Source organism: Pantoea sp. BRR-3P, from assembly GCF_039621635.1.
In the GTDB taxonomy this organism is placed as follows: domain Bacteria; phylum Pseudomonadota; class Gammaproteobacteria; order Enterobacterales; family Enterobacteriaceae; genus Pantoea; species Pantoea floridensis.
Genome location: NZ_CP155066.1, coordinates 949630 through 972098 on the forward strand (window position 1 = coordinate 949630; position 22469 = coordinate 972098).

Annotated in this window: 21 protein-coding genes; 13 read left to right on the forward strand and 8 right to left on the reverse strand. The window is 54.4% G+C overall.

What is annotated here, in order from left to right:
* Positions 1-128: 128 nt before the first annotated feature.
* From AAGR08_RS04325 to AAGR08_RS04370, 10 genes are all read left to right on the forward strand, one after another.
* On the forward strand, positions 129-1298 hold the full coding sequence (locus AAGR08_RS04325) for a bifunctional tRNA (adenosine(37)-C2)-methyltransferase TrmG/ribosomal RNA large subunit methyltransferase RlmN (protein ID WP_097096425.1): 1170 nt from the start codon (positions 129-131) through the stop codon (positions 1296-1298).
* 75 nt (positions 1299-1373) lie between these two features.
* Positions 1374-2108, forward strand: coding sequence for a type IV pilus biogenesis/stability protein PilW (pilW, locus tag AAGR08_RS04330; protein ID WP_097096426.1), 735 nt, complete (start codon positions 1374-1376; stop codon positions 2106-2108).
* The gene (gene rodZ, locus AAGR08_RS04335; RefSeq protein ID WP_097096427.1) at positions 2098-3114 is read left to right on the forward strand and encodes a cytoskeleton protein RodZ; all 1017 of its coding nucleotides are present in this window, start codon (positions 2098-2100) and stop codon (positions 3112-3114) included. Before pilW ends, rodZ begins: the two co-directional genes overlap by 11 nt.
* 38 nt (positions 3115-3152) lie before the next feature.
* A complete protein-coding gene (ispG, locus tag AAGR08_RS04340; protein WP_097096428.1) occupies positions 3153-4274 on the forward strand; it encodes a flavodoxin-dependent (E)-4-hydroxy-3-methylbut-2-enyl-diphosphate synthase in 1122 nt (373 codons plus the stop codon).
* 106 nt (positions 4275-4380) lie between these two features.
* Positions 4381-5655 (forward strand): histidine--tRNA ligase, encoded by a 1275-nt coding sequence (gene hisS / locus AAGR08_RS04345; RefSeq protein WP_097096429.1) that lies wholly within the window; start codon positions 4381-4383, stop codon positions 5653-5655.
* Positions 5656-5694: 39 nt separating this feature from the next.
* Positions 5695-6312 (forward strand): YfgM family protein, encoded by a 618-nt coding sequence (locus AAGR08_RS04350; protein WP_345828741.1) that lies wholly within the window; start codon positions 5695-5697, stop codon positions 6310-6312.
* A 19-nt stretch (positions 6313-6331) separates the two neighbouring features.
* The gene (gene bamB / locus AAGR08_RS04355) at positions 6332-7513 is read left to right on the forward strand and encodes an outer membrane protein assembly factor BamB (RefSeq protein WP_345828742.1); all 1182 of its coding nucleotides are present in this window, start codon (positions 6332-6334) and stop codon (positions 7511-7513) included.
* 178 nt (positions 7514-7691) lie between these two features.
* Complete coding sequence (der, locus tag AAGR08_RS04360) at positions 7692-9182, forward strand: ribosome biogenesis GTPase Der (protein WP_345828743.1); 1491 nt, start codon at positions 7692-7694, stop codon at positions 9180-9182.
* 128 nt (positions 9183-9310) lie between these two features.
* On the forward strand, positions 9311-9538 hold the full coding sequence (locus AAGR08_RS04365) for a zinc ribbon domain-containing protein (protein WP_097096433.1): 228 nt from the start codon (positions 9311-9313) through the stop codon (positions 9536-9538).
* Positions 9539-9863: 325 nt separating this feature from the next.
* Positions 9864-12302 (forward strand): glucose/quinate/shikimate family membrane-bound PQQ-dependent dehydrogenase, encoded by a 2439-nt coding sequence (locus tag AAGR08_RS04370; protein ID WP_345828744.1) that lies wholly within the window; start codon positions 9864-9866, stop codon positions 12300-12302.
* Between the two features lie 84 nt (positions 12303-12386).
* Here AAGR08_RS04370 and AAGR08_RS04375 read toward each other — a convergent pair whose 3' ends face one another.
* The 4 genes from AAGR08_RS04375 to xseA form a co-directional block, all read right to left on the reverse strand.
* Positions 12387-12569, reverse strand: coding sequence for a general stress protein (locus AAGR08_RS04375; RefSeq protein ID WP_045814915.1), 183 nt, complete (start codon positions 12567-12569; stop codon positions 12387-12389).
* Between the two features lie 103 nt (positions 12570-12672).
* The gene (locus tag AAGR08_RS04380) at positions 12673-12999 is read right to left on the reverse strand and encodes a protealysin inhibitor emfourin (protein WP_097096435.1); all 327 of its coding nucleotides are present in this window, start codon (positions 12997-12999) and stop codon (positions 12673-12675) included.
* Positions 12984-14009 (reverse strand): M4 family metallopeptidase, encoded by a 1026-nt coding sequence (locus AAGR08_RS04385; protein ID WP_345828745.1) that lies wholly within the window; start codon positions 14007-14009, stop codon positions 12984-12986. The genes AAGR08_RS04380 and AAGR08_RS04385 overlap by 16 nt, the downstream gene beginning before the upstream one ends.
* Before the next feature lie 50 nt (positions 14010-14059).
* Positions 14060-15430 (reverse strand): exodeoxyribonuclease VII large subunit, encoded by a 1371-nt coding sequence (gene xseA / locus AAGR08_RS04390; RefSeq protein WP_097096437.1) that lies wholly within the window; start codon positions 15428-15430, stop codon positions 14060-14062.
* 169 nt (positions 15431-15599) lie between these two features.
* On the opposite strand from xseA, the gene guaB reads away from it, so the two are divergent.
* The 3 genes from guaB to AAGR08_RS04405 all read left to right on the forward strand — a co-directional run bounded on the left by guaB (position 15600) and on the right by AAGR08_RS04405 (position 19675).
* Positions 15600-17066 carry an IMP dehydrogenase gene (gene guaB / locus AAGR08_RS04395; RefSeq protein ID WP_097096438.1) on the forward strand — a complete coding sequence of 489 codons (1467 nt, stop codon included), beginning with the start codon at positions 15600-15602 and terminating at the stop codon, positions 17064-17066.
* 72 nt (positions 17067-17138) lie between these two features.
* Positions 17139-18719, forward strand: a complete 1581-nt coding sequence (gene guaA, locus AAGR08_RS04400; RefSeq protein WP_097096439.1) for a glutamine-hydrolyzing GMP synthase — start codon at positions 17139-17141, stop codon at positions 18717-18719.
* 179 nt (positions 18720-18898) lie between these two features.
* Entirely contained in the window at positions 18899-19675 is a 777-nt protein-coding gene (locus AAGR08_RS04405) for a DUF3750 domain-containing protein (protein WP_345828747.1), read from the forward strand.
* A gap of 27 nt (positions 19676-19702) precedes the next feature.
* Here the strand turns inward: AAGR08_RS04405 and AAGR08_RS04410 are convergent, their stop codons facing one another.
* The 4 genes from AAGR08_RS04410 to tehB all read right to left on the reverse strand — a co-directional run bounded on the left by AAGR08_RS04410 (position 19703) and on the right by tehB (position 22450).
* Positions 19703-19882, reverse strand: coding sequence for a DUF2158 domain-containing protein (locus AAGR08_RS04410; protein ID WP_097096441.1), 180 nt, complete (start codon positions 19880-19882; stop codon positions 19703-19705).
* 75 nt (positions 19883-19957) lie between these two features.
* The gene (gene mgtE / locus AAGR08_RS04415) at positions 19958-21391 is read right to left on the reverse strand and encodes a magnesium transporter (RefSeq protein ID WP_345828748.1); all 1434 of its coding nucleotides are present in this window, start codon (positions 21389-21391) and stop codon (positions 19958-19960) included.
* Between the two features lie 120 nt (positions 21392-21511).
* On the reverse strand, positions 21512-21697 hold the full coding sequence (locus AAGR08_RS04420; protein ID WP_345828749.1) for a YfgG family protein: 186 nt from the start codon (positions 21695-21697) through the stop codon (positions 21512-21514).
* 153 nt (positions 21698-21850) lie between these two features.
* Positions 21851-22450 (reverse strand): tellurite resistance methyltransferase TehB, encoded by a 600-nt coding sequence (gene tehB, locus AAGR08_RS04425; protein ID WP_345828751.1) that lies wholly within the window; start codon positions 22448-22450, stop codon positions 21851-21853.
* Between the last annotated feature and the right edge of the window lie 19 nt (positions 22451-22469).

The following is a 22469-nucleotide window of genomic DNA, read 5'->3' on the forward strand; positions in this document are numbered from 1 at the left end:
TCCCCTGGCATCATGCAGCAGATGTAGTACAATTATGCGCCCTTGTTGAGTCCGACTCAGCGAGGGCGCTGTTTTTTTCCTACTATTAACCAGAGCCGTAACGTGTAACAACGAGGCCAGAGAACATTATGTCCGAACAGATTGTGACGCCGTCGTCCGCTTCCCCCGTGGTTGTTTCCCCAAAAAACGAAAAAATTAACCTGCTGGATCTTAACCGTCAGCAGATGCGCGAATTCTTTCTTGAAATGGGCGAAAAGCCATTCCGTGCCGATCAGGTTATGAAGTGGATGTACCACTACTGCTGCGATGATTTCGAGCAGATGACCGACATCAACAAAGTGCTGCGTGGCAAACTGATGCAGCGCGCTGAAATTCGTGCGCCGGAAGTGGCGGAAGAGATGCGTTCCAGCGATGGCACCATTAAATGGGCGATTCGCGTAGGCGATCAGCTGGTGGAAACCGTGTATATCCCGGAAGCTGACCGCGCCACTTTGTGCGTCTCCTCGCAGGTGGGATGTGCGCTAGAGTGCAAATTCTGTTCGACGGCGCAGCAGGGCTTTAACCGCAATCTGCGCGTGTCTGAGATTATCGGCCAGGTGTGGCGCGCCGCCAAAATTATCGGTGCGGCGAAAATCACCGGTCAGCGCCCCATTACCAACGTGGTAATGATGGGCATGGGCGAACCGCTGCTCAATCTGAACAACGTGGTACCGGCGATGGATATCATGCTGGATGACTTCGGTTTCGGTTTGTCAAAACGTCGCGTGACGCTGTCAACGTCAGGCGTGGTGCCGGCGCTGGATAAGCTGGGCGATATGATCGACGTAGCGCTGGCAATCTCACTGCACGCGCCGAATGATGCCATTCGTGATGAAATCGTGCCGATCAACAAAAAGTACAACATCGAGACTTTCCTCGCGGCGGTAAAACGCTACATCGGCAAGTCTAACGCCAATCAGGGCCGTGTGACGATCGAGTATGTGATGTTGGATCACGTTAACGATAGCACCGACAATGCCCATGAGCTGGCAGCGTTATTGAAAGAGACGCCGTGCAAAATCAACCTGATTCCCTGGAACCCGTTCCCAGGCGCGCCCTATGGCCGCAGCTCTAACAGCCGTATCGATCGCTTCTCTAAAGTGCTGATGGATTACGGTTTCACCACTATCGTACGTAAAACCCGTGGTGATGATATCGATGCCGCCTGCGGTCAGCTGGCGGGCGATGTGATTGACCGCACCAAGCGGACATTGCGTAAGAAAATGGCGGGTGAAGCCATCTCTGTGAAGGCGCTCTGAAAGCCAGCGCCTGGTGATACTCACCGGGCGTAACTCGTGTCAGTCTCTCCGCACACTTTTTAGGGAGAGACTGAAATGCGTAACGGATTACCCGCAGCGATTCTGGCTGGTTTTGTTGTAACCGGTTGTGTCAATCATCCTGTACAGCAGAGTGCAGCGGATATCCGCCTGCAGCTCGGATTGCACTACCTGGCGGTGAAGGATTATGCCGCAGCACAGCGTAATTTATTGCGTGCTCAGCAGGCAGCACCGGATGATTATCGTGTCTCGCTGGCCCTGGCTCGGGTGGCGCAGGCGCAGCAGAATAGCGCGCAAACACGTTGGCACTATCAACGGGCGCAGCAATTAGCGCCGCTGAATGGTTATGTGGCTAACAATTACGGTGCGTTTCTCTGCGGTTTAAGGCAGTATGACGAAGCGCATCAACAGTTTAAGCTGGCAATTACCGCGCAGGAGATCGACGCTCGTCAGGATGCTTTTCTGTTTTCGGGCTATTGTTACCTGCAAGCTGATGAGAGTGCCGCAGCGCGCGAGCAGTTAGGTTACGCGCTGGATGCCGCACCGGAGCAGGGCAATCAACTGCTAAGGGAAGTGGAAAGGCGGCTTGAACAGCCGGAACATACGTCGGTTCCGCTGCTTTTAGAAGTGTACCATCAGCATTTGCCTGCAACGGCAGAGAGCACATGGTTACAGATACGTTTCGCCGCGCAACAGGGAAACGCTGCTGACGTTACACGTTATGGCGACCGGTTGGCGCGAAGTTTTCCACAATCGATACAGTACCAGCGTTATTTAGCTAATGAATACTGAAGCCACTCAAGAGAATTCTGCAGTACATTCCACAGGTGAACGCCTGCGTCTGGCCCGTGAGCAAATGGGGCTGACCCAGCAAAACGTCGCTGAACGCCTGTGCCTGAAACTTACTACCGTGCGTGATATTGAAGAGGATAAATCACCCGCTGATTTAGCTTCTACCTTCCTGCGCGGCTACATTCGCTCCTATGCCCGATTGGTGCATGTGCCGGAAGATGACCTGCTGCCGATGATGGCAAAACAGGCTCCGGTGCGTGCCGCTAAGATCGAGCCAATGCAGAGCTTCTCATTGGGTAAGCGTCGTAAAAAGCGCGATGGCTGGCTGATGATCTTCACCTGGTTGGTGATTTTTGTCGTAGTGGGTTTAACCGGTGCGTGGTGGTGGCAGAACCATAAAGCGTCACAGGCGGATCTGGTGTCGATGGCCGACCAAAATGGCAGCGGCGACAACAGCCAATCCATTCCACTGGGTGATAACAGCACCGACAGCAATACCGATGCGGATACCAATGCAGCCGGTACGCCAGTCGATAACGGTGCGGGTGCCGTCGCAACGCCTGAAAGCAACACCGCGAGCAGCGCGCCTGCTGCGAGCAATACTGCGCAAACCAACGGTAGCGATAACGCCGTGGTTTCACCAAGCCAGGCACCGATTGATAATGCGCCGCCAGCGGCCACGTCTCCGGCTCCTGCTAACAGCGTTCCGGCCGGCCAAATGCCTACCGCTAATGCGGCAGTCAGCCAGCCGGCAGGCGATCCGAATACCGTAGTGATGAACTTCAAGGCAGATTGCTGGCTGGAAGTGAGCGATGCAACCGGCAAGAAATTGTTCAGCGGTTTACAACGTAGCGGCGGTAAACTGAGTTTGTCTGGTACGGCTCCGTATCGTCTGAAAATTGGCGCACCGAGTGCGGTTGACGTGCAATATCAGAATCAGCCCGTTGATTTAAGTCGTTTTATCCGTAATAACCAGGTTGCCCGTCTGACGCTGGGTGCGCAATAACGCGCAGCGCGCTTTCCGGGGAATTGTGGAGAGAGAATATGCATAACGAAGCACCCATTATCCGTCGCAAATCAACACGGATTTACGTCGGCAAGGTGCCAGTTGGCGATGGTGCGCCCATCGCCGTTCAGTCAATGACTAACACCCGCACCACCGATGTGGACGCGACCGTCAACCAGATTCGCCAGCTCGAGCGCGTCGGGGTGGATATTGTCCGCGTTTCCGTTCCGACCATGGATGCGGCTGAAGCCTTCAAACTGATTAAGCAACAGGTCAACGTGCCGCTGGTAGCGGACATTCACTTTGACTATCGCATTGCGCTTAAAGTCGCCGAGTATGGCGTGGATTGCCTGCGTATCAACCCGGGCAATATTGGTAACAATGAGCGTATCCGCCAGGTGGTGGATTGTGCGCGCCATTACAACATCCCCATTCGTATCGGCGTTAATGCCGGTTCGCTGGAAAAAGATCTGCAGGAAAAGTACGGTGAGCCAACGCCGCAGGCGCTGCTCGAATCCGCTATGCGCCATGTGGATCATCTCGATCGCCTCAACTTTGATCAGTTTAAAGTGAGCGTCAAAGCCTCGGACGTCTTCCTCGCCGTTGAATCCTACCGCCTGCTGGCGAAAGCCATCGATCAGCCGCTGCACCTCGGTATTACCGAAGCGGGTGGCGCACGCGCCGGTTCGGTGAAGTCGGCGATTGGCTTAGGCCTACTGCTGGCCGAAGGCATCGGTGATACGCTGCGTATATCACTGGCAGCCGATCCAGTTGAAGAAGTAAAAGTGGGCTATGACATCCTCAAATCCCTGCGTATCCGCTCGCGCGGCATCAACTTTATCGCCTGCCCAACCTGTTCACGTCAGGAGTTTGATGTTATTGGCACAGTGAATGCGCTGGAAGAACGTTTGGAGGACATCATCACGCCAATGGATATTTCGATCATCGGTTGTGTGGTGAATGGTCCGGGCGAAGCCACGGTTTCTACCCTCGGCGTAACCGGCGGAGCCAAGAAAAGTGGCTTCTACGAAGATGGCGTGCGACAGCGCGATCGCCTCGATAACGATGACATGATCGATCAGCTGGAAGCGCGTATTCGTGCTAAAGCTTCCATGCTGGATGAAAGCCGTCGTATCAACGTACAGCAGCTGGAAAAATAACCAAGGTACGCGCGCATCGCGTACCAGTTTGTGATTGAACCTGTGCGGTTTCATCCTCATAAGGTATGATGCCGCTCAGGTTTTTTTGTCTTAAAGAGATTCTAACGTGGCGAAGAATATTCAAGCGATTCGCGGGATGAACGATTACCTGCCGGCGGATACCGCGATTTGGCAGCGTATTGAAGGCACCCTGAAGCAGGTGCTGGCCAGCTATGGTTTCAGTGAAATCCGTCTGCCAATCGTTGAGCACACCCCGTTGTTCAGCCGTGCAATCGGTGAAGTCACCGACGTGGTTGAGAAAGAGATGTACACCTTTGAAGACCGCAACGGTGAAAGCCTGACGCTGCGTCCGGAAGGCACCGCAGGTTGCGTGCGCGCCGGTATCGAGCACGGTCTGCTGTACAATCAGGAACAACGCCTGTGGTACGTTGGCCCTATGTTCCGCTATGAACGCCCACAGAAAGGTCGCTATCGCCAGTTCCATCAAATTGGTGCGGAAGTTTTTGGTCTGCAGGGCCCGGATATCGATGCCGAACTGATCATGATGACCGCTCGCTGGTGGAAAGCGCTGGGAATAGCCGATCACGTTGAGCTGGAACTGAACTCTATCGGTTCGCTGGAGGCGCGCGCTGACTACCGTAATGCGCTGGTAGCGTTCCTTGAGCAGCATAAAGAAGCACTGGACGAAGATTGTAAGCGCCGCATGTATACCAATCCGCTGCGCGTACTCGACAGTAAGAATCCTGATATTCAGACACTGCTCAACGATGCACCGACGCTCGGTGAATTCCTTGATCAAGACTCACGTGAGCATTTCAGCGGCCTGTGCGCGCTGCTGGACGACGCCGGCATCAAATATCGCGTCAATCAGCGTTTAGTGCGCGGCCTCGATTACTACAACCGTACGGTATTCGAGTGGGTCACCAGCAGTCTTGGCTCGCAAGGTACCGTATGCGCTGGTGGACGTTATGATGGCCTGGTCGAACAGTTGGGTGGCCGAGCCACGCCAGCCGTCGGATTTGCCATGGGCCTGGAACGTTTGGTGTTGTTGGTGCAGGCGGTTAATCCAGAATTTGAACCGACGCGCATTGTTGATGTCTATGTTATCGCTTCGGGGCAGGGCGTTCAGTCCGCCGCGATGCAACTGGCGGAAAAACTGCGTGATGCCGAGCCGGCGCTGAAGTTGATGACCAACTTTGGTGGCGGTAACTTCAAGAAGCAGTTTGCCCGTGCAGACAAGTGGGGCGCACGCATTGCACTGGTGCTGGGCGAAGATGAAGTGAAAGCGGGCCAGGTGGTAGTTAAAGACTTGCGTACCGGCGATCAACAGACGCTGGCTCAGAGCGACGCCGCTGCGACGTTGCGCACGCTGCTGCAGTAATCGCAGCACTGCAACAGCCATTTTAAAGAGAGGGATTGCGTGGAAGTTTACAGCAACGAAAACGAACAAGTTGACGCGCTGCGTCAGTTCTTTGCCAACAATGGCAAATTCCTGGCCGTTGGCGTGATCATCGGTATCGCTGCGCTGGGTGGCTGGCGTTTTTGGTCCAGCCATCAGGAAGGAACCGATAAAGCGGCATCAACAGAGTACCAGCAGTTGACCAGCGCGATGCAGGCTGACAAGCCGCAAACGCTGGACGCGGTAGCCAAATTCGCCAGCGAAAATAACAACACCTACGGTGCGCTGGCATCGCTGGATCTGGCTAAGCAGTACGTTGAAGCCAATCAGTTAGACAAAGCAATCGCTCTGTTACAGAGTGGGCTGAAAGATACCAAAGATGCCAACCTGCAGGCGGTAATTAACCTGCGTCTGGCACGCATTCAATTGCAGCAAAGTCAGGCCGATGCCGCCCTTTCTACCCTTAACAATGTCAAGGGTGATGGCTGGACAGCCATTGTGGCGGATATTCGCGGAGAAGCACTGCTGAGCAAAGGCGATAAGCAGGGCGCACGTGATGCCTGGAGCAAAGGTGCTGAATCGCAGGCCTCTCCTGCGCTGAAGCAAATGCTGCAGATGAAGATGAATAACTTAAGTTAAGCCAGTCAAGAGAGCGCACATGGAATTACGTAAATACCTGCTGCCAGGGCTGATTTCAGTCACTCTGCTCAGCGGTTGCTCGCTGTTCAGCGGCGAAGAAGATGTAGTGAAAATGGCCCCGCTGCCAAAGGTAGAAAACCAGTTTACGCCGCAAACGGCGTGGAGCACGTCTGTCGGCGATGGCGTGGGTGATTTCTATTCCAATCTGCATCCAGCCTGGCTAGATGGCACCGTGTATGCCGCGGATCGTTTTGGCGTGGTTAAAGCGCTTGATGCCAGCAATGGCAAAGCGAAATGGAAGGTTAATCTCTCTGAGAAAACCGGCTTCTTCTCTAAAAACATCTCTGCACTGCTCTCGGGTGGCGTAACCGCCAACGGCGACCGCATCTATATCGGTAGCGAACGTGGTCAGGTATTTGCGCTGAATACCAGCGACGGTGGCATTGCCTGGCAGACCAAAGTCGCCGGTGAAGCGTTGTCGCGTCCGGTTGTGAGCGATGGTCTGATTCTGATTCACACCAGCAACGGTATGTTGCAGGGACTTGATCAGAGCACTGGCGCGATCAAGTGGAGCGTAAACCTCGATATGCCTGCGCTGTCGCTGCGCGGTGAATCTGCACCTACTGTTGCCTTCGGCGGCGCGATCGTTGGCGGTGATAACGGCCGTGTGAGTGCAGTCATTCTCAATCAGGGCCAACTGATCTGGCAGCAACGTATTTCTCAGCCAAGTGGCGCCACTGAAATCGATCGTCTGAGTGATGTCGATACCACGCCTGTCGTGGTTAACGGTGTGGTATATGCGCTGGCCTATAATGGCAACCTTACCGCGCTGGAACTGCGTTCCGGTCAGATCTTGTGGAAACGTGAGATTGGTGGCGTGAAAGACATGGTGGTCGATGCGGGACGTATCTATCTGGTCGATCAAGATGACCGTGTGATTGCGCTTAATGCTGACGGTGGCGTGGCTATCTGGCGTCAAAGCGACCTGTTGCATCGCAACCTGACTTCGCCCGTGCTGTTCAACGGTTATCTGGTGGTGGGTGACAGCGAAGGTTATCTGCACTGGATCAACACGCTTGACGGACGCTTCGTGGCGCAGCAGAAACTGGATAGCGATGGCTTCCAGACTGAACCGGTTGTTGCCGGTGACAAGCTGCTAATCCAGGCGAAAGGCGGTGAGGTTTACGCCATTACCCGTTAAGGATTTGGCTCTGCGGGAATCCATTTTCCGCTCGCTTAAACGGCTCCTGATTCGTCAGGGGCCGTTTCGTTTTTAGTCAGGCATGGTATTCTTTGCGCCTTCAGCCTGACGTCTGGCGTCAAATATCGTTATAATCACGCCATTCGGGCGAATTATTTAAAAAACTGAGGCAAGTCTTATGGTACCTGTGGTCGCGCTGGTTGGGCGTCCCAATGTGGGAAAATCTACGCTATTTAACCGTTTAACACGCACACGTGATGCGCTGGTAGCGGATTTTCCTGGACTGACTCGCGATCGCAAATATGGTCGCGCCGAAGTGGAAGGGCGCGAATTCATTGTTATTGATACCGGCGGTATTGATGGCACCGAGGAAGGCGTTGAAAACCGCATGGCGGAACAGTCGCTGCTGGCGATTGAAGAAGCCGATGTGGTGCTGTTTATGGTTGATGCGCGCGCGGGCGTCATGCCGGCGGATCAGCAAATCGCCAATCATCTGCGTGCACGCGAGAAAGCGACCTTTGTCGTCGCCAACAAAACGGATGGAATTGATCCTGAAGCGGCAGTGCTGGATTTCTATGCGCTGGGCTTAGGTGAAATTCACCCGATTGCAGCGTCGCATGGCCGCGGCGTGAATAGCCTGCTGGAAACCGCCTTGCTGCCGTGGATGGACGAAATCGTTCCAGAAGTGGAACTCACGGAAGAAGAACAGAACGCCGCCTATTGGGCCGCATTAGAAGAAGATGGCGAGAAGGCGCTGGAGGAAGAGGAAGAAGAAGATTTCGACCCAACTACACTGCCGATCAAACTGGCTATCGTTGGTCGTCCAAACGTAGGTAAGTCAACGCTCACCAACCGTATTCTTGGTGAGGACCGCGTTGTGGTCTACGACATGCCGGGCACCACGCGCGACAGCATCTACATTCCGATGGAACGTGACGAGCGCGAGTATATTCTGATTGATACGGCTGGCGTCCGTAAGCGCGGTAAAATTACCGAGACGGTAGAAAAATTCTCTGTGATCAAAACGCTGCAAGCAATTGAAGACGCTAACGTGGTGATGCTGGTGATTGATGCGCGTGCCGGAATTTCCGATCAGGATCTGTCGCTGCTTGGCTTCATCCTGAATAGTGGGCGCTCACTGGTGATTGTGGTCAACAAGTGGGACGGCATGACGCAGGAAGCGCGAGATGAAGTCAAAGAGCAGCTGGACTTCCGTCTGGGCTTTATCGATTTTGCGCGCATCCACTTTATTTCAGCTCTCCACGGCAGCGGCGTGGGTAACCTGTTCGAATCCGTGACTGAAGCCTACGACTGCTCCACCAAGCGTGTGGGCACGGCAATGTTGACGCGTATCATGACCATGGCAGCCGACGATCATCAGCCACCGCTGGTGCGAGGCCGCCGCGTGAAGCTGAAATATGCGCACGCCGGTGGTTATAACCCGCCAATCGTGGTGATCCACGGTAACCAGGTGAAGGATCTCGCGGATTCTTATAAGCGTTACCTGATGAACTACTTCCGTCGTTCACTCAACGTGATGGGCACGCCAATTCGCATTCAGTTCAAAGAAGGCGATAACCCGTACGCGGGCAAACGCAACCTGTTGACGCCAACGCAGCAGCGTAAACGTCAGCGTTTGATGTCGCATCTGAAGAAAAACAAGCGTTAAAATGAGAAGGGCCCAGCAGGGCCCTTTTTTTATGCAGGTGCGCATGAATGCGAACCCTACGAAAACCGAGCGCTTTAAACGTAGGGCGCCATTTATGGTGACCAACCGCCAAATACAGAGGATGATCTATGAATTCTCCATGCCCAATCTGCCAGCAGCCGCTGACCCACGATGAAACCGGATTTAACTGCTCAAGCTGTGAACGTCATTTCGAACACATCGCCTTATGTCCTGATTGCCATCAACCCTTACAGGTGCTGAAAGCCTGCGGCGCCGTGGACTATTTTTGTCAGCATGGCGACGGTTTAATCTCGAAAAAACGCGTGGAGTTTGTGCCTGATCTGCCTGCCTCCTAAGAAATGTCTTTCAACGCCGGTCTATTTATTAATAGGTTACGACCCGGTTTGTAGCAAAAATGCTATTAACCAGTAACTACCGCGTTATGGATGTTCACTTTTTAATGTACCAGGTGGTACAATCCTGCCGCCTTGGGGCGAGAATCACTCTCATCTGCGTTGTGTCCTCGCTCACAAGCGACGAATCACGGGCCTTGCTCCCGTACCAATAGATATAAAATAAAGCGTAAAGGTATGTTCTTGTCTCCCGCCTCGGCAGGAGCCAATACCGGCTGCCACAGGCTTACCGGCACCAGCGCGTTATTTTTTCAGGAGAGTTTTTGTTATGGCAGAAAATTCCGCTCGTCCCGGCAAAGGGCTGAGCATCTGGTCTGTACTGTTAGGCCTGGTCCTGGTTGCAATCGGCTTGTTCTTCGCTATCGGCGGTGGCAAGTTGGTGGCGCTGGGCGGCAGCTGGTACTTCCTCATCGCCGGTATTGTGATGCTGCTGTCGGCCGTCCAGTTCTTCCGTCGCAAATCATCCGCCGTCACGCTGTTTATTCTGGTGTTTGCCGGTACGTTGATTTGGTCACTGTTTGATGCTGGTTGGCATTTCTGGCCGCTGGTATCACGTCTGATGGTTCCGGCTGGCTTGATGCTGCTGGCATTCATCACCTGGCCAGCCCTGCGTAAGCGTGAAGGCAAAAACTCTCTGGCGAAAGTCTCCTATGTACTGTCCGCGGTTATCGCGGTTGGCATGGTGGTGACTTTCGTGCAGATGTTCCAGCCGCATCCTACCGTGGCGTTTGATGGCAAAGAGCTGCCGCTGATTCCGGTGGATAAATCAAAACCGCAACAGGACTGGAGCAGCTACGGCCGTACGCCGGGTGGCGACCGTTTCGCAGCCATCGATCAGATTACCCGCGATAATGTGAAAGATCTGCAGGTTGCCTGGACGTTCCATACGGGCGATACGCCGATCAGCCCAACGGGCAACGGTGCGGAAGATCAGCAAACTCCGCTGCAGATTGGCAACACGCTGTATCTTTGCACTCCACACAACAACGTGATTGCGGTAGCCGCTGATAGCGGTAAGCAAATTTGGAAACGTGAAATCAACGCGCAGGCTGAAGTGTGGAACCGCTGCCGTGGTTTAGCCTACTTCGATGCGACTAAACCCTTGCAGCAGCCAAGCCAGCCGGGTTCAACGCCGGTCACGGCCGCCGTGCTGCCCGCAGGCGATACCTGCCAGCGTCGTATTCTGATGAATACCATTGATGCGCGCCTGATTGCTATCAACGCCGACAACGGTGAGCTGTGTGACAGCTTTGGTACGCACGGTGTGGTTGATTTGAAAATCGGTCTGGGCAACGCGCCCGATCCGCAATATCAGCTGACGTCGCCTCCTGCGATGGCCGGAACCACGGTAGTAGTGGGTGGTCGCGTCGCGGATAATGTCCAAACCGACATGCCTGGCGGCGTGCTGCGTGGTTTTGACGTGATCACTGGCCAGATGCGTTGGGCGTTTGACCCAGGCAACGACGATCCTAATGCGGTCCTGATGCCGGGCAAAGATTACACCCGCAGCACACCAAACTCGTGGGCGCCGATGTCTTACGATCCGGCGATGAACACCGTGTTCCTGCCGATGGGTAGTTCGTCAGTGGATCTGTGGGGGGCGAACCGTACCAAACTGGATCACACTTACGGCGCATCCATCCTGGCGCTGGATGCAACCACCGGTAAGCAGAAGTGGGTTTATCAGACCGTACATAACGATCTGTGGGATTTCGATCTGCCAATGCAGCCGAGCCTGGTCGACTTCCCGATGAAGGATGGCACCAATAAGCCAGCCGTGGTCATCGGCGCCAAAACCGGCATGATTTGGGTGCTGGATCGCCTGACCGGCAAGCCTTTAACGAAAGTTGAAGAGCAACCGATGCCGCAGGGCCATATCCCGAACGAGCAGTACACCAAAACCCAGCCGCACTCAGTGGAGATGCCGGGCATTGGTAACCAGAAGCTGGCCGAGTCTGACATGTGGGGCGCAACGCCGTTCGACCAGCTGGTGTGCCGTATTGCCTTTAAAGGCATGCGTTACGATGGGCTGTTCACCGTGCCAGATACCGATAAATCCCTCAGCTTCCCTGGTTCCCTGGGCGGTATGAACTGGGGCGGTATTTCGTTTGATCCGAACAATCAGTACATGTTCGTCAACGATATGCGTTTGGGCCTGTGGGTACAGATGATCCCGCAGGACACCAGCAAAACGGCTGCCAGCAACGGTGGTGAAGCGATCAACACCGGTATGGGTGCGGTTCCGCTGAAAGGCACGCCTTACGCGGTGAATAAAAACCGCTTTATGTCTCCGCTGGGTATTCCTTGCCAGGCACCGCCGTTCGGTACACTGTCGGCGATTGACATGAAAACGCGCCAAATCGTTTGGCAGGTGCCAGTTGGTACCGTAGAAGATACCGGTCCGTTCGGCATCAAAATGCGCGCGAAAATGCCAATTGGTATGCCGACCTTAGGCGGCACGCTGGCCACGCAGGGCGGCCTGGTATTTATCGCCGGTACGCAGGATTACTATCTGCGCGCTTTCGATAGCTCAACCGGTAAAGAAGTGTGGAAAGCACGTCTGCCAGTGGGCAGCCAAGGCGGTCCAATCAGCTATGTTTCGCCAAAAACCGGCAAACAGTACATCCTGATCTCCGCAGGTGGCGCACGTCAATCGCCAGATCGTGGTGATTACGTGATTGCTTACGCGCTGCCAGACAGCAAATAAGTTCCACTATGAGAAAGGCCGACATCATGATGCCGGCCTTTTTTTTACCATCCTTAGCGCACTTTATCCCTCAAGGTACCTTATTCACTGCTGCTTAGAAGGGCGGCGGCTTTTTTGACCTCCTTTTCTTCCAGCTTCCCTGGCTCTTTCAGGATCGTTTCTGAAATTACCCCCGCTGACTTTGCCGCCAGCGCTACCTGCTTCCCTGGCGCGCTCCGGGTCCTCTGCAAAGTTCCCGGCACCACCTCGTTGCTTTTTTTGTGTCATAGCAGAGACCTCATCTAAGGGTGTTTTCTTCGACGTGGACTAGCTAGCCACATAATGAGTATAGTCAATAAGTTATGTCTTTCCTTGAGAGATATCTTATAACTTATTCGCCGTCGCGCCACAGCGATTGCAGCTCGGGTGGCGCCAGCTGCTCGGGAATTAACATCACTAATGTTCTGGCCTCACGGTGGGTGGCATAGGTGATTTGAATGCGATAGTAACGCTGGTCTCCGTGCCCCAGATTGGCAGCCTGATCCTCTGGTTCGCCGAGCGGCATGGCCTGTTCCAATACCTGGCAGACGCGCTGCTTTTGCGGTTCAGGCAATTCTGACAACGCAAAGCGCCGCTCACCGCGCAGCTTGGGAATAAAGGCGATACCGCCTTCACGTGCCAGCTCGATGATGGCGTCGTCGGTCAGTTGGATGTCCACGTTACGCCCACCTGCTGCCAGGCGGATTGAATTTTTTCCGCCACTGATTGATTAAACTGTTGATTGGCGTGCTGCACGGTAAAGCGCGCAAAGGTGCTGAAATCAGCATCCTGCGGCAGGGTTTTATCGCACAACGTGTCGTACCAGGTCTGCCCGGCGATTTCCCACGCAAAGCCACCCAGCGCTTTTGCCGCCAGATAAAATGCCCGATTGGGAATACCGGAATTCAAATGCACGCCACCGTTGTCGTCGCGCGTTTCGATGTAGTGTTGCATATCGGCCGGCTGCGGATCTTTGCCTAACACCGGGTCGTCATAAGCGGTGCCAGGTGACGACATCGAGCGTAGCCCGCGACCATTAACGCCCTGTGCCAGCAATCCTTCGCCGATAATCCAGTCAGCTTGATCGGCGCTCTGCTTGAGATGGAACTGCTTCACCAGCGAGCCAAACACATCCGACATTGATTCATTCAGGGCGCCAGCCTGCTGGAAGTAAATCAGTCCGGCTTCGGTTTCCGTTACGCCGTGCGTAAGCTCGTGGGCCACCACATCCAGTGCGATGGTGAAGCGATTAAATATCTGGCCATCACCGTCGCCAAATACCATCTGTTGACCGTTCCAAAAGGCGTTCTGGTACTCCTTACCGTAATGCACGGTGCCATCAAGCTTCAGGCCTTTATTGTCCAGTGAATTGCGTTGGTAGGTTTGCCAGAAGAAATCGTAGGTAATGCCAAGATAATCCCAGGCTTCCTGGGCAGCGACATCACCGTTTTCCGGCTGACCCTCTGCGCGGATTAACGTACCCGGTAGATTTTGCGTGCCTTCGGCGTCGTAAATCGCGCGCTGTACGATGCCTGGTTTGGCAATGGCGACGCTGGGGGCTTGATGGTTATGTTCACCCATCAGTTGTTGCACGTGCGTTAGAGTGCGGCGCGCGTAGTCTTGCTGCGCACCGGTGCAGTTATCAATGATATTGCGCAGCATGTAGGGAGGAATAACGCTAAAGGGCATACTAACTCCTGATCATAAATGAATATGTCAAAAGTATAGTTTTTAACCTATCAACGCGCTTTACGGCTCCGGGATTTCTGCGGTTCCAGTGCGGTAACCTGGCTTTCCACCCAGCCATCATCCAGCCGGGTGCGTAGCAGATCGCCTTTACTCAGCTGCTGGGTTTTCTTCACCACCTGACCTTGCGTGTCAGTGGTGACGCTGAAGCCACGCGCCAGCGTCGCCAAAGGGCTCACGCCTTCCAGCTGCGCGGCCAGGTTGCCAAAGCGCTGACGATTATGATTGAGCTGTTTTTCCATGCCCTGCTGTAAACGATAGTGCCACTGCTGCAGCTGCTGCTGAGCGCGCAGAATACGTCCCTGCGGCTGCTGTGCGTTCAGGCGTTGCAGCAGGCGGTCCTGCTGACGATTCGCCACACGCATGCGCTGGTCCATTGCTTCGCCCAGACGGCGCTGCAGCTGAAACAGCGCGGTTTGCTGGCGAGCCAGACGCAGCTGCGGATGCTGCTGCTGTAAACGATGCTGGATACGGGTGAAGCGGCGCTGCTGCTGTGCCAGATAGAAATCCATCGCCATCTCCATACGCTGCTGCTGCGATTGCAAACGGCGTAAGAGCTCCAGCTGGTTCCGGCTCACCAGTTCTGCCGCCGCAGAAGGCGTTGGCGCGCGTAAATCTGCAACGAAGTCGGCGATGGTGACATCGGTTTCGTGCCCGACGGCGCTGACGATGGGCAGGCGACTGGCAAAAATCGCCCGCGCCACGCGTTCGTCATTGAAGCTCCACAAATCTTCCAGTGAACCGCCGCCACGTCCCACAATCAGCACATCACACTCATCACGCTGGTTGGCTAGCTCAATGGCGCGCACAATCCCGGCTGGCGCATCCACGCCTTGCACCGCCGTGGGATAGATGATGACGGGCAAGGAGGGATCGCGACGATGCAGCACGCGCAGCACATCGTGCAGCGCCGCACCGGTGGCGGAGGTAATCACGCCCACCTGACGGGCTGGATCCGGCAGCGGCTGTTTGAACTGTTGATCAAATAAACCTTCTGCCGCCAAACGCGCCTTCAGCTGTTCGAACTGCTGTTGCAGCAAGCCTTCGCCTGCCGGATGCATGCTTTCGATAATCAGCTGATAGTCACCACGCGGTTCATACAGCGTAATGCTGGCGCGCACTAAAACTTGCTGGCCGTGTTGAGGACGGAAAGTGACGCGACGATTGCTGTTGCGGAACATCGCGCAGCGCACTTGCGCACCATCATCCTTCAATGTGAAGTACCAGTGGCCGGAAGCGGGCTGGGTAAAATTTGAAATCTCAGCGCTGAGCCACACCAGGCCCATCTCATTTTCCAGCAGTTGACGCACCGTGGTGTTCAGGCGGCTGACAGTAAAAATATTGGCGGTTGGCGGTAGCGACATGTGATGTAGATCAAATTTTAAATCAGAGGGTTAATCAACTGATACTACATTGCTCACCCTGAGGATCAAGACTTTTTCTGAAAAAACACTGGAGGCAATCGGTTTCGGCCTGTATAATGCCGCGGCAATATTTTATCTGTTTTAATCGCCCCCAGGTGGAGATATTGCAATGTTAAGAATCGCGAAAGAAGCCCTCACATTTGACGACGTTCTGCTCGTTCCCGCTCACTCCACTGTTTTACCCAACACCGCTGATCTCAGCACGCAACTGACAAAAAACATTCGTCTGAACATCCCAATGCTCTCGGCGGCAATGGACACCGTAACTGAAGCGGGTCTGGCTATTGCGCTGGCGCAGGAAGGGGGATTGGGCTTTATCCACAAAAATATGTCAATTGAGCGCCAGGCGGATGAAGTTCGCAAGGTGAAAAAACACGAAAGCGGCGTGGTAACCGATCCACAAACCGTATTGCCGACCACCGCGCTGGCGGCGGTTAAAGAGCTGACCGAGCGTAACGGTTTTGCCGGTTATCCCGTGGTGAACACCGACAACGAACTGGTGGGCATCATCACCGGTCGTGACGTGCGTTTTGTGACTGACCTGACCTTGCCGGTTTCTGCAGTGATGACGCCGAAAGAGCGCTTAGTGACGGTGAAAGAGGGTGAAGCACGTGAAGTCGTGTTGCACAAAATGCACGAAAAGCGTGTTGAGAAGGCGCTGGTTGTTGATGACAGCTTCCACCTGCTGGGCATGATTACCGTTAAAGATTTCCAGAAAGCCGAACGTAAACCTAACGCCTGTAAAGATGCGGAAGGCCGTCTGCGCGTCGGTGCAGCGGTTGGCGCAGGCGCGGGCAACGAAGAGCGTGTTGATGCGCTGGTGGCTGCCGGTGTTGACGTGCTGCTGATTGACTCTTCACACGGCCACTCAGAAGGCGTATTGCAGCGTATTCGTGAAACCCGCGCAAAATATCCAAACCTCGAAATCATCGGCGGCAACGTAGCGACCGGCGCAGGCGCATTGGCGCTGGCGGAAGCCGGCGTGAGCGCGGTGAAAGTGGGTATCGGCCCGGGCTCAATCTGTACCACGCGTATCGTCACTGGCGTTGGCGTGCCACAAATCACAGCCGTTTCTGACGCGGTTGCCGCGCTGGAAGGCACCGGTATTCCGGTGATTGCAGATGGCGGTATCCGCTTCTCTGGCGATATCGCTAAAGCGATCGCAGCCGGTGCAGCAGCCGTTATGGTGGGCTCAATGCTGGCCGGTACCGAAGAATCCCCGGGCGAAATCGAGCTTTATCAAGGCCGCTCGTTCAAATCTTATCGCGGCATGGGTTCACTGGGCGCAATGTCAAAAGGTTCCTCAGATCGTTACTTCCAGAGCGATAACGCGGCAGACAAACTGGTACCAGAAGGTATCGAAGGGCGCGTTGCCTACAAAGGCCGCCTGAAAGAGATCGTGCACCAGCAAATGGGCGGCCTGCGCTCTTGCATGGGTCTGACCGGCTGCGGCACCATTGACGACCTGCGCACCAAGGCAGAGTTCGTACGTATCAGCGGCGCGGGCATCAACGAAAGCCACGTGCATGACGTGACCATCACCAAAGAGTCACCAAACTACCGCATGGGTTCATAATCCCGTAAAATTTAGCGCCCGGCACCAGCCGGGCGCTTTTATTATTAAGTCCATCCCAATGGAAACGCCTCAATGACGACTGAAAATATTCATAAACATCGTATTTTGATCCTCGATTTTGGTTCTCAGTACACGCAACTGGTTGCGCGCCGCGTGCGCGAGCTGGGCGTCTACTGCGAGCTCTGGGCGTGGGATGTCACCGAAGAGCAAATTCGCCAGTTCAACCCAAACGGCATCATTCTTTCTGGCGGTCCGGAAAGCACCACCGAGCAGAACAGCCCGCGTGCGCCGGAATATGTGTTCAACGCTGGCGTTCCAGTGCTGGGTGTTTGCTATGGCATGCAGACCATGGCGATGCAGTTGGGCGGCAAGGTTGAAGGCTCCAACGAGCGTGAATTTGGTTATGCGCAGGTAGAAGTGCTGACCCAGAGCGCGCTGGTGCGTGACATTGAAGATGCGATTAGCGCGGCAGGTAAACCGCTGCTGGACGTGTGGATGAGCCATGGCGATAAAGTTACCGCTATTCCCGCCGGTTTCGAAACCGTTGCCAGCACCGAAACTTGTCCGTTCGCCATCATGGCGAATGAAGAAAAGAAATTCTACGGCGTGCAGTTCCACCCGGAAGTGACGCACACGCGTCAGGGCTTGCGTATGCTGGAGCGTTTCATTCGTGACATCTGCGGCTGTGAAGCGCTGTGGACGCCAGCCAAAATCATCGAAGATGCGGTTGAGCGTATTCGTCAGCAGGTGGGTAACGATAAAGTGATCCTTGGCCTATCTGGCGGCGTTGACTCTTCGGTGACCGCGATGCTGCTGCACCGCGCCATCGGCGATCGTCTGACCTGCGTGTTCGTGGACAACGGTCTGCTGCGTCTGAATGAAGCTGAGCAGGTTCTGGAGATGTTTGGCGACCACTTTGGTTTGAACATCGTACACGTTGCGGCTGAGGCGCGTTTCCTTGATGCGCTGGCTGGCGAGAACGATCCGGAAGCCAAACGTAAAATCATCGGCCGTGTCTTCGTTGAAGTTTTCGACGAGCAAGCACTGCGTTTGGAAGACGTGAAGTGGCTGGCTCAGGGCACCATCTATCCTGACGTGATTGAATCTGCCGCTTCAGCGACCGGCAAAGCGCACGTGATCAAGTCGCACCACAACGTGGGCGGTCTGCCGAAAGAGATGAAGATGGGGCTGGTTGAGCCGCTGAAAGAGCTGTTCAAAGACGAAGTGCGCAAAATTGGTCTGGAACTCGGCCTGCCGTACGACATGCTGTATCGCCACCCGTTCCCGGGCCCAGGTTTAGGCGTACGCGTGTTGGGCGAAGTGAAGAAAGAGTATTGCGATCTGCTGCGCCGTGCCGATGCTATCTTCATTGAAGAGCTGCACAAAGCCGATCTGTACAACAAGGTCAGCCAGGCCTTCACCGTATTCCTGCCGGTACGTTCTGTGGGCGTGATGGGCGACGGTCGTAAATATGATTGGGTAGTATCCCTGCGCGCAGTGGAGACCATCGACTTCATGACCGCGCACTGGGCGCACCTGCCGTACGATTTCCTCGGCCGCGTCTCCAACCGCATCATCAACGAAGTGAACGGCATCTCCCGCGTGGTTTATGATATTTCGGGTAAACCACCTGCGACGATTGAGTGGGAATAAATCCTGCTTTGAGTCATGCGTAAAAACGAAGCCCGCTTAATTGCGGGCTTTTTTATATTTGTATTTTGGTTAGTAATAGTGTGTTCGTTCAATAAAGTCCTATCGCATAGTTCGTGAATACAAACGCGCCCCTTTCGTTGCACTATAGCGCGTGATTATTACTCATCAGGATGCCGTCGATGTTGCCTTTCAAAGCCGTACTCATCTCCTTTCTATGCATCATCTTGCTCTCCTTAGGCGCCAGCTTGGCGCAGGCAACGCGGGGTGGTGAGTTAACCTCAGAACGCGGCGGTTGGGCATCTGCGCGGCGCGATTCTGCCGGCATCGCACCGGATCCTAAGCGTTACGCATCCGAAGCTATCGTACAGGTCTATGCCGCGCCGACGTATGGCTGGAAAGGCGCAGTGGCGGTGCATCCGTGGATAATCTTCAAGCGTGCCGGTGAAACCCGCTATACGCGTTATGAAGTGATTAGCTGGGGCAGCGGCGATAAAGTGCGGCGTAACAGTAATCTGCCGGATGGCTATTGGTACGGTGCCAGACCTCGTTTATTGGTTGATCATCGTGGCAGCGCGGCACAGGCGATGATTCCACAGATCGAAGCGGCGATTAAATCGTATCCATGGCCAACTACCTATCACGCCTGGCCGGGGCCCAACAGCAATACCTTTATGGCGCATATTGGCCGTGAAGTGCCCGTGCTGAAACTGGATCTGCCAGCCAATGCGCTCGGCAAGGATTATCGCTCACTGTTGAATCCGGTGGGGTTACCGCCTTCAGGACGCGGCGTACAGCTCTCTGTACTCGGTGTGCTTGGCGTAACGGTGGGAGCGGAAGAGGGATTAGAGGTGAATGTGCTGGGTCTGAATATGGGACTGGATTTCACCCCATTCAGGCTGCGTCTGCCGTTTATCGGCGGTATCGGTCAAAATAACGTGCAGCGCGACAATCCGTAAAAGCGGCCCCGAAATGGGGCCGCTCTTTTAGCAGACGCCGAAATCGCCGTCTTCGTGATACAGATTCACGGTATCGGCTTTGAGTTCAATTTCTCGCTTAATGTGATCGTCAACGCGTGCGCACCACAGCATATCGCCTTCCACGCGCAGCACCTGCATCTTTGGGCCACCGGTCTTCGACTGTACAAAATCATCTACCTTAAACATGCTTTTTCTCCATCAGGTCAGTGATATTTACAGAGTTTATATGTACTTCACTGGCTGTGCGCTTGATTTTGTGCCTTAGTGATGCAGCAAAAACACCGTCGCCAGACCGAGGAAAATAAAGAACCCGCCGGTGTCGGTGATTGCCGTAATCAGTACGCTGGAGCCAACGGCAGGATCGCGTTTCATCTTAGTCATGATTAACGGAATCAGCACGCCCATCAGCGCGGCCAGCAGCAGATTGAGCACCATCGCCAGCATCATCACGCCGCCCAATTGCAGATTGTCGTACATCAGCCAGGTGACGCCGCCCATAATACCGCCCCAGAACAGGCCATTAATTAGCGCCACGCCGAGTTCACGCATAATCAGAAACGAGAAGTTACCCGGTTCCACCTGGTGCAGCGCTAGCGCACGCACAATCATGGTGATGGTTTGATTGCCGGTATTGCCGCCGATGCCCGCAACGATCGGCATCAGTGCGGCCAAGGCCACCAGCTGTGAAATCGTCGCTTCAAACAGGCCAATCACGCGGGACGCAACAAACGCGGTGCACAGGTTTACCGCCAGCCAGGCCCACCGTTTACCAACCGCTTTACGCACCGGCGCAAACACATCTTCGCCCTGGCTGATACCGCCCATTTTACGAATGTTGCTTTCATTCTCTTCATTGACCAAATCAACCACGTCTTCGATGGTGATACGACCAATAAGCTTGCCTTGCGCATCGGTAACGGCGGCGGAGATCAGGTTATAACGTTCGAACGCACTGGCAGCGTCTTCGGCTTTATCGTTGAGCTGGAAGGTAGTGGGATGTGAGTTCATCACCTCGGCAACTAACATCTTTGGTTTGTTCAGCAGAATATCAGTGAGGGTTAACTCACCCAGCAGTTGGTTTTTTTCATCAGTAATGAAGATCTTATCTGTGCCGTCCGGCATCTTTTTGCCTTTACGCAGATAGCGCTGCACCGTAGCCAGAGTGACGTCCGATCGCACCGTCAGGATGTTGAAATCCATGATCTGGCCAACGCGATCGCGATCCAGCTCTATCACGCTCAGCAGACGCGCACGCAAACTCGGTTCCAGCGTAGTAAGCAGACGGCCGGTTAAATCACGCGGCAAATAGCGCGCCAGATATACCTGATCGTCGATATCCAGCGGCTCAATGGCATGCAGAATATCGCGATCAGACATTTCTTCCGTCAGGCTGGCCCAAACGGTTTCCGAAGCTTCAACCAGCACGCGGCCGCGCTGTTCTGTGGGAACTAAGCGCCATAGCGCCTGACGTTCCTCTTCAGGTAAGGCTTCAAGGATATCGGCTAAATCCGCAGCGTGCAGCTGCTGAAGTTCATCTTCTAGCTGCTGGCGCCAATCGGTGATGTTGCGCAGCTCGGCAGCATTAAGATCGACGGATTTATCCAGCAGCACATCGACTAGATCATGCTCATTAAGCAGCAGAGTAAGAATATGGTGGCGGGTTTCAGCTAATTTTTGCGAATGCACAGCAGACATAACGCGTTCCTTGTGTCTGTAAAGTCAGCTCACAGTGTAGCGCGTTGCGGGTAACAGAGCGTAAAAAGCAGCATTGTCTCAAAGAACAATGTCGAGAAGCGATCGGCACCCGCAGCGAATTTAACGGGAATCGCTGGTGCTTAGCGTGACCGGCTCAGGAATGGCTTTCTTTTGCTGATGATGCTCAATGGCACCGGGAATGATGAAAAGCAGGCGGCCAATCAAAATAAAGAAGCTGATCAGCAAAATAATGCGGCTCATGGTGCTGGTTTTGGGACGTCTTCGTGTAGATATAGCGCTATTCACGCGGGGTGGTTCCTGTAATTACCCATCAGGGCGGAGGCAACATTTAGTCATACCTTCATCGCTAAATCAATCGCTGTGTGAAAAATGAGCAATAAAGGGGCAAAGTGTTGATCGAAGTCAGACAAAAAACGGCCGCGCGCGGCGGCCGTTGTATCAGTAGCTGGCTTTCTGCGCCAGCAAGGTGGCAAAACGGGTTTTAATGCGATTACCGTTTTCATCACGCCGATGCAGTTCACCAACATCTTCGTTGTACTTCACGATGTGCCAGTTACGGTAGTAATGGCTCAGTTCGCCGGATTTAAAGGCGAACGGAAAGTTCTGCGTATTAGGATAATCATCGGTGTTCATCGCCGCCACAATCAGGTTGTAGCCGTACTTGCGCGTGCTGGCCTGCATATCGGCAATCAGCTGTGGGATGGTGGACGGCTGCAGGAACATCATCACCACAGTCGAAAGTACAAACTGATAGTCACCGTTAAACCGTACGCTATTGAGGTCGCACAATTCGGTGTGAATATTCTGCAGATTCTCTTCAGCGATGATGCTGTTCAGGCGATCCAGGCTCGTCGGATTGCTGTCCCAGGCCGTGACTTCAAAGCCATGCTGATTGAGGAAAAGGCTATTTCGGCCCTGGCCACAGCCTAAATCCAGCGCTTTCCCCATTTCAAGGTGGGGAAGGGCCGCCAGGACTTCAGAATGCGTCGGCGTCAGACCGTACTTTTCAGCGAAATAGTTATCGGGGCGTGTTGTCATGGTGATACGACGGGCCAGC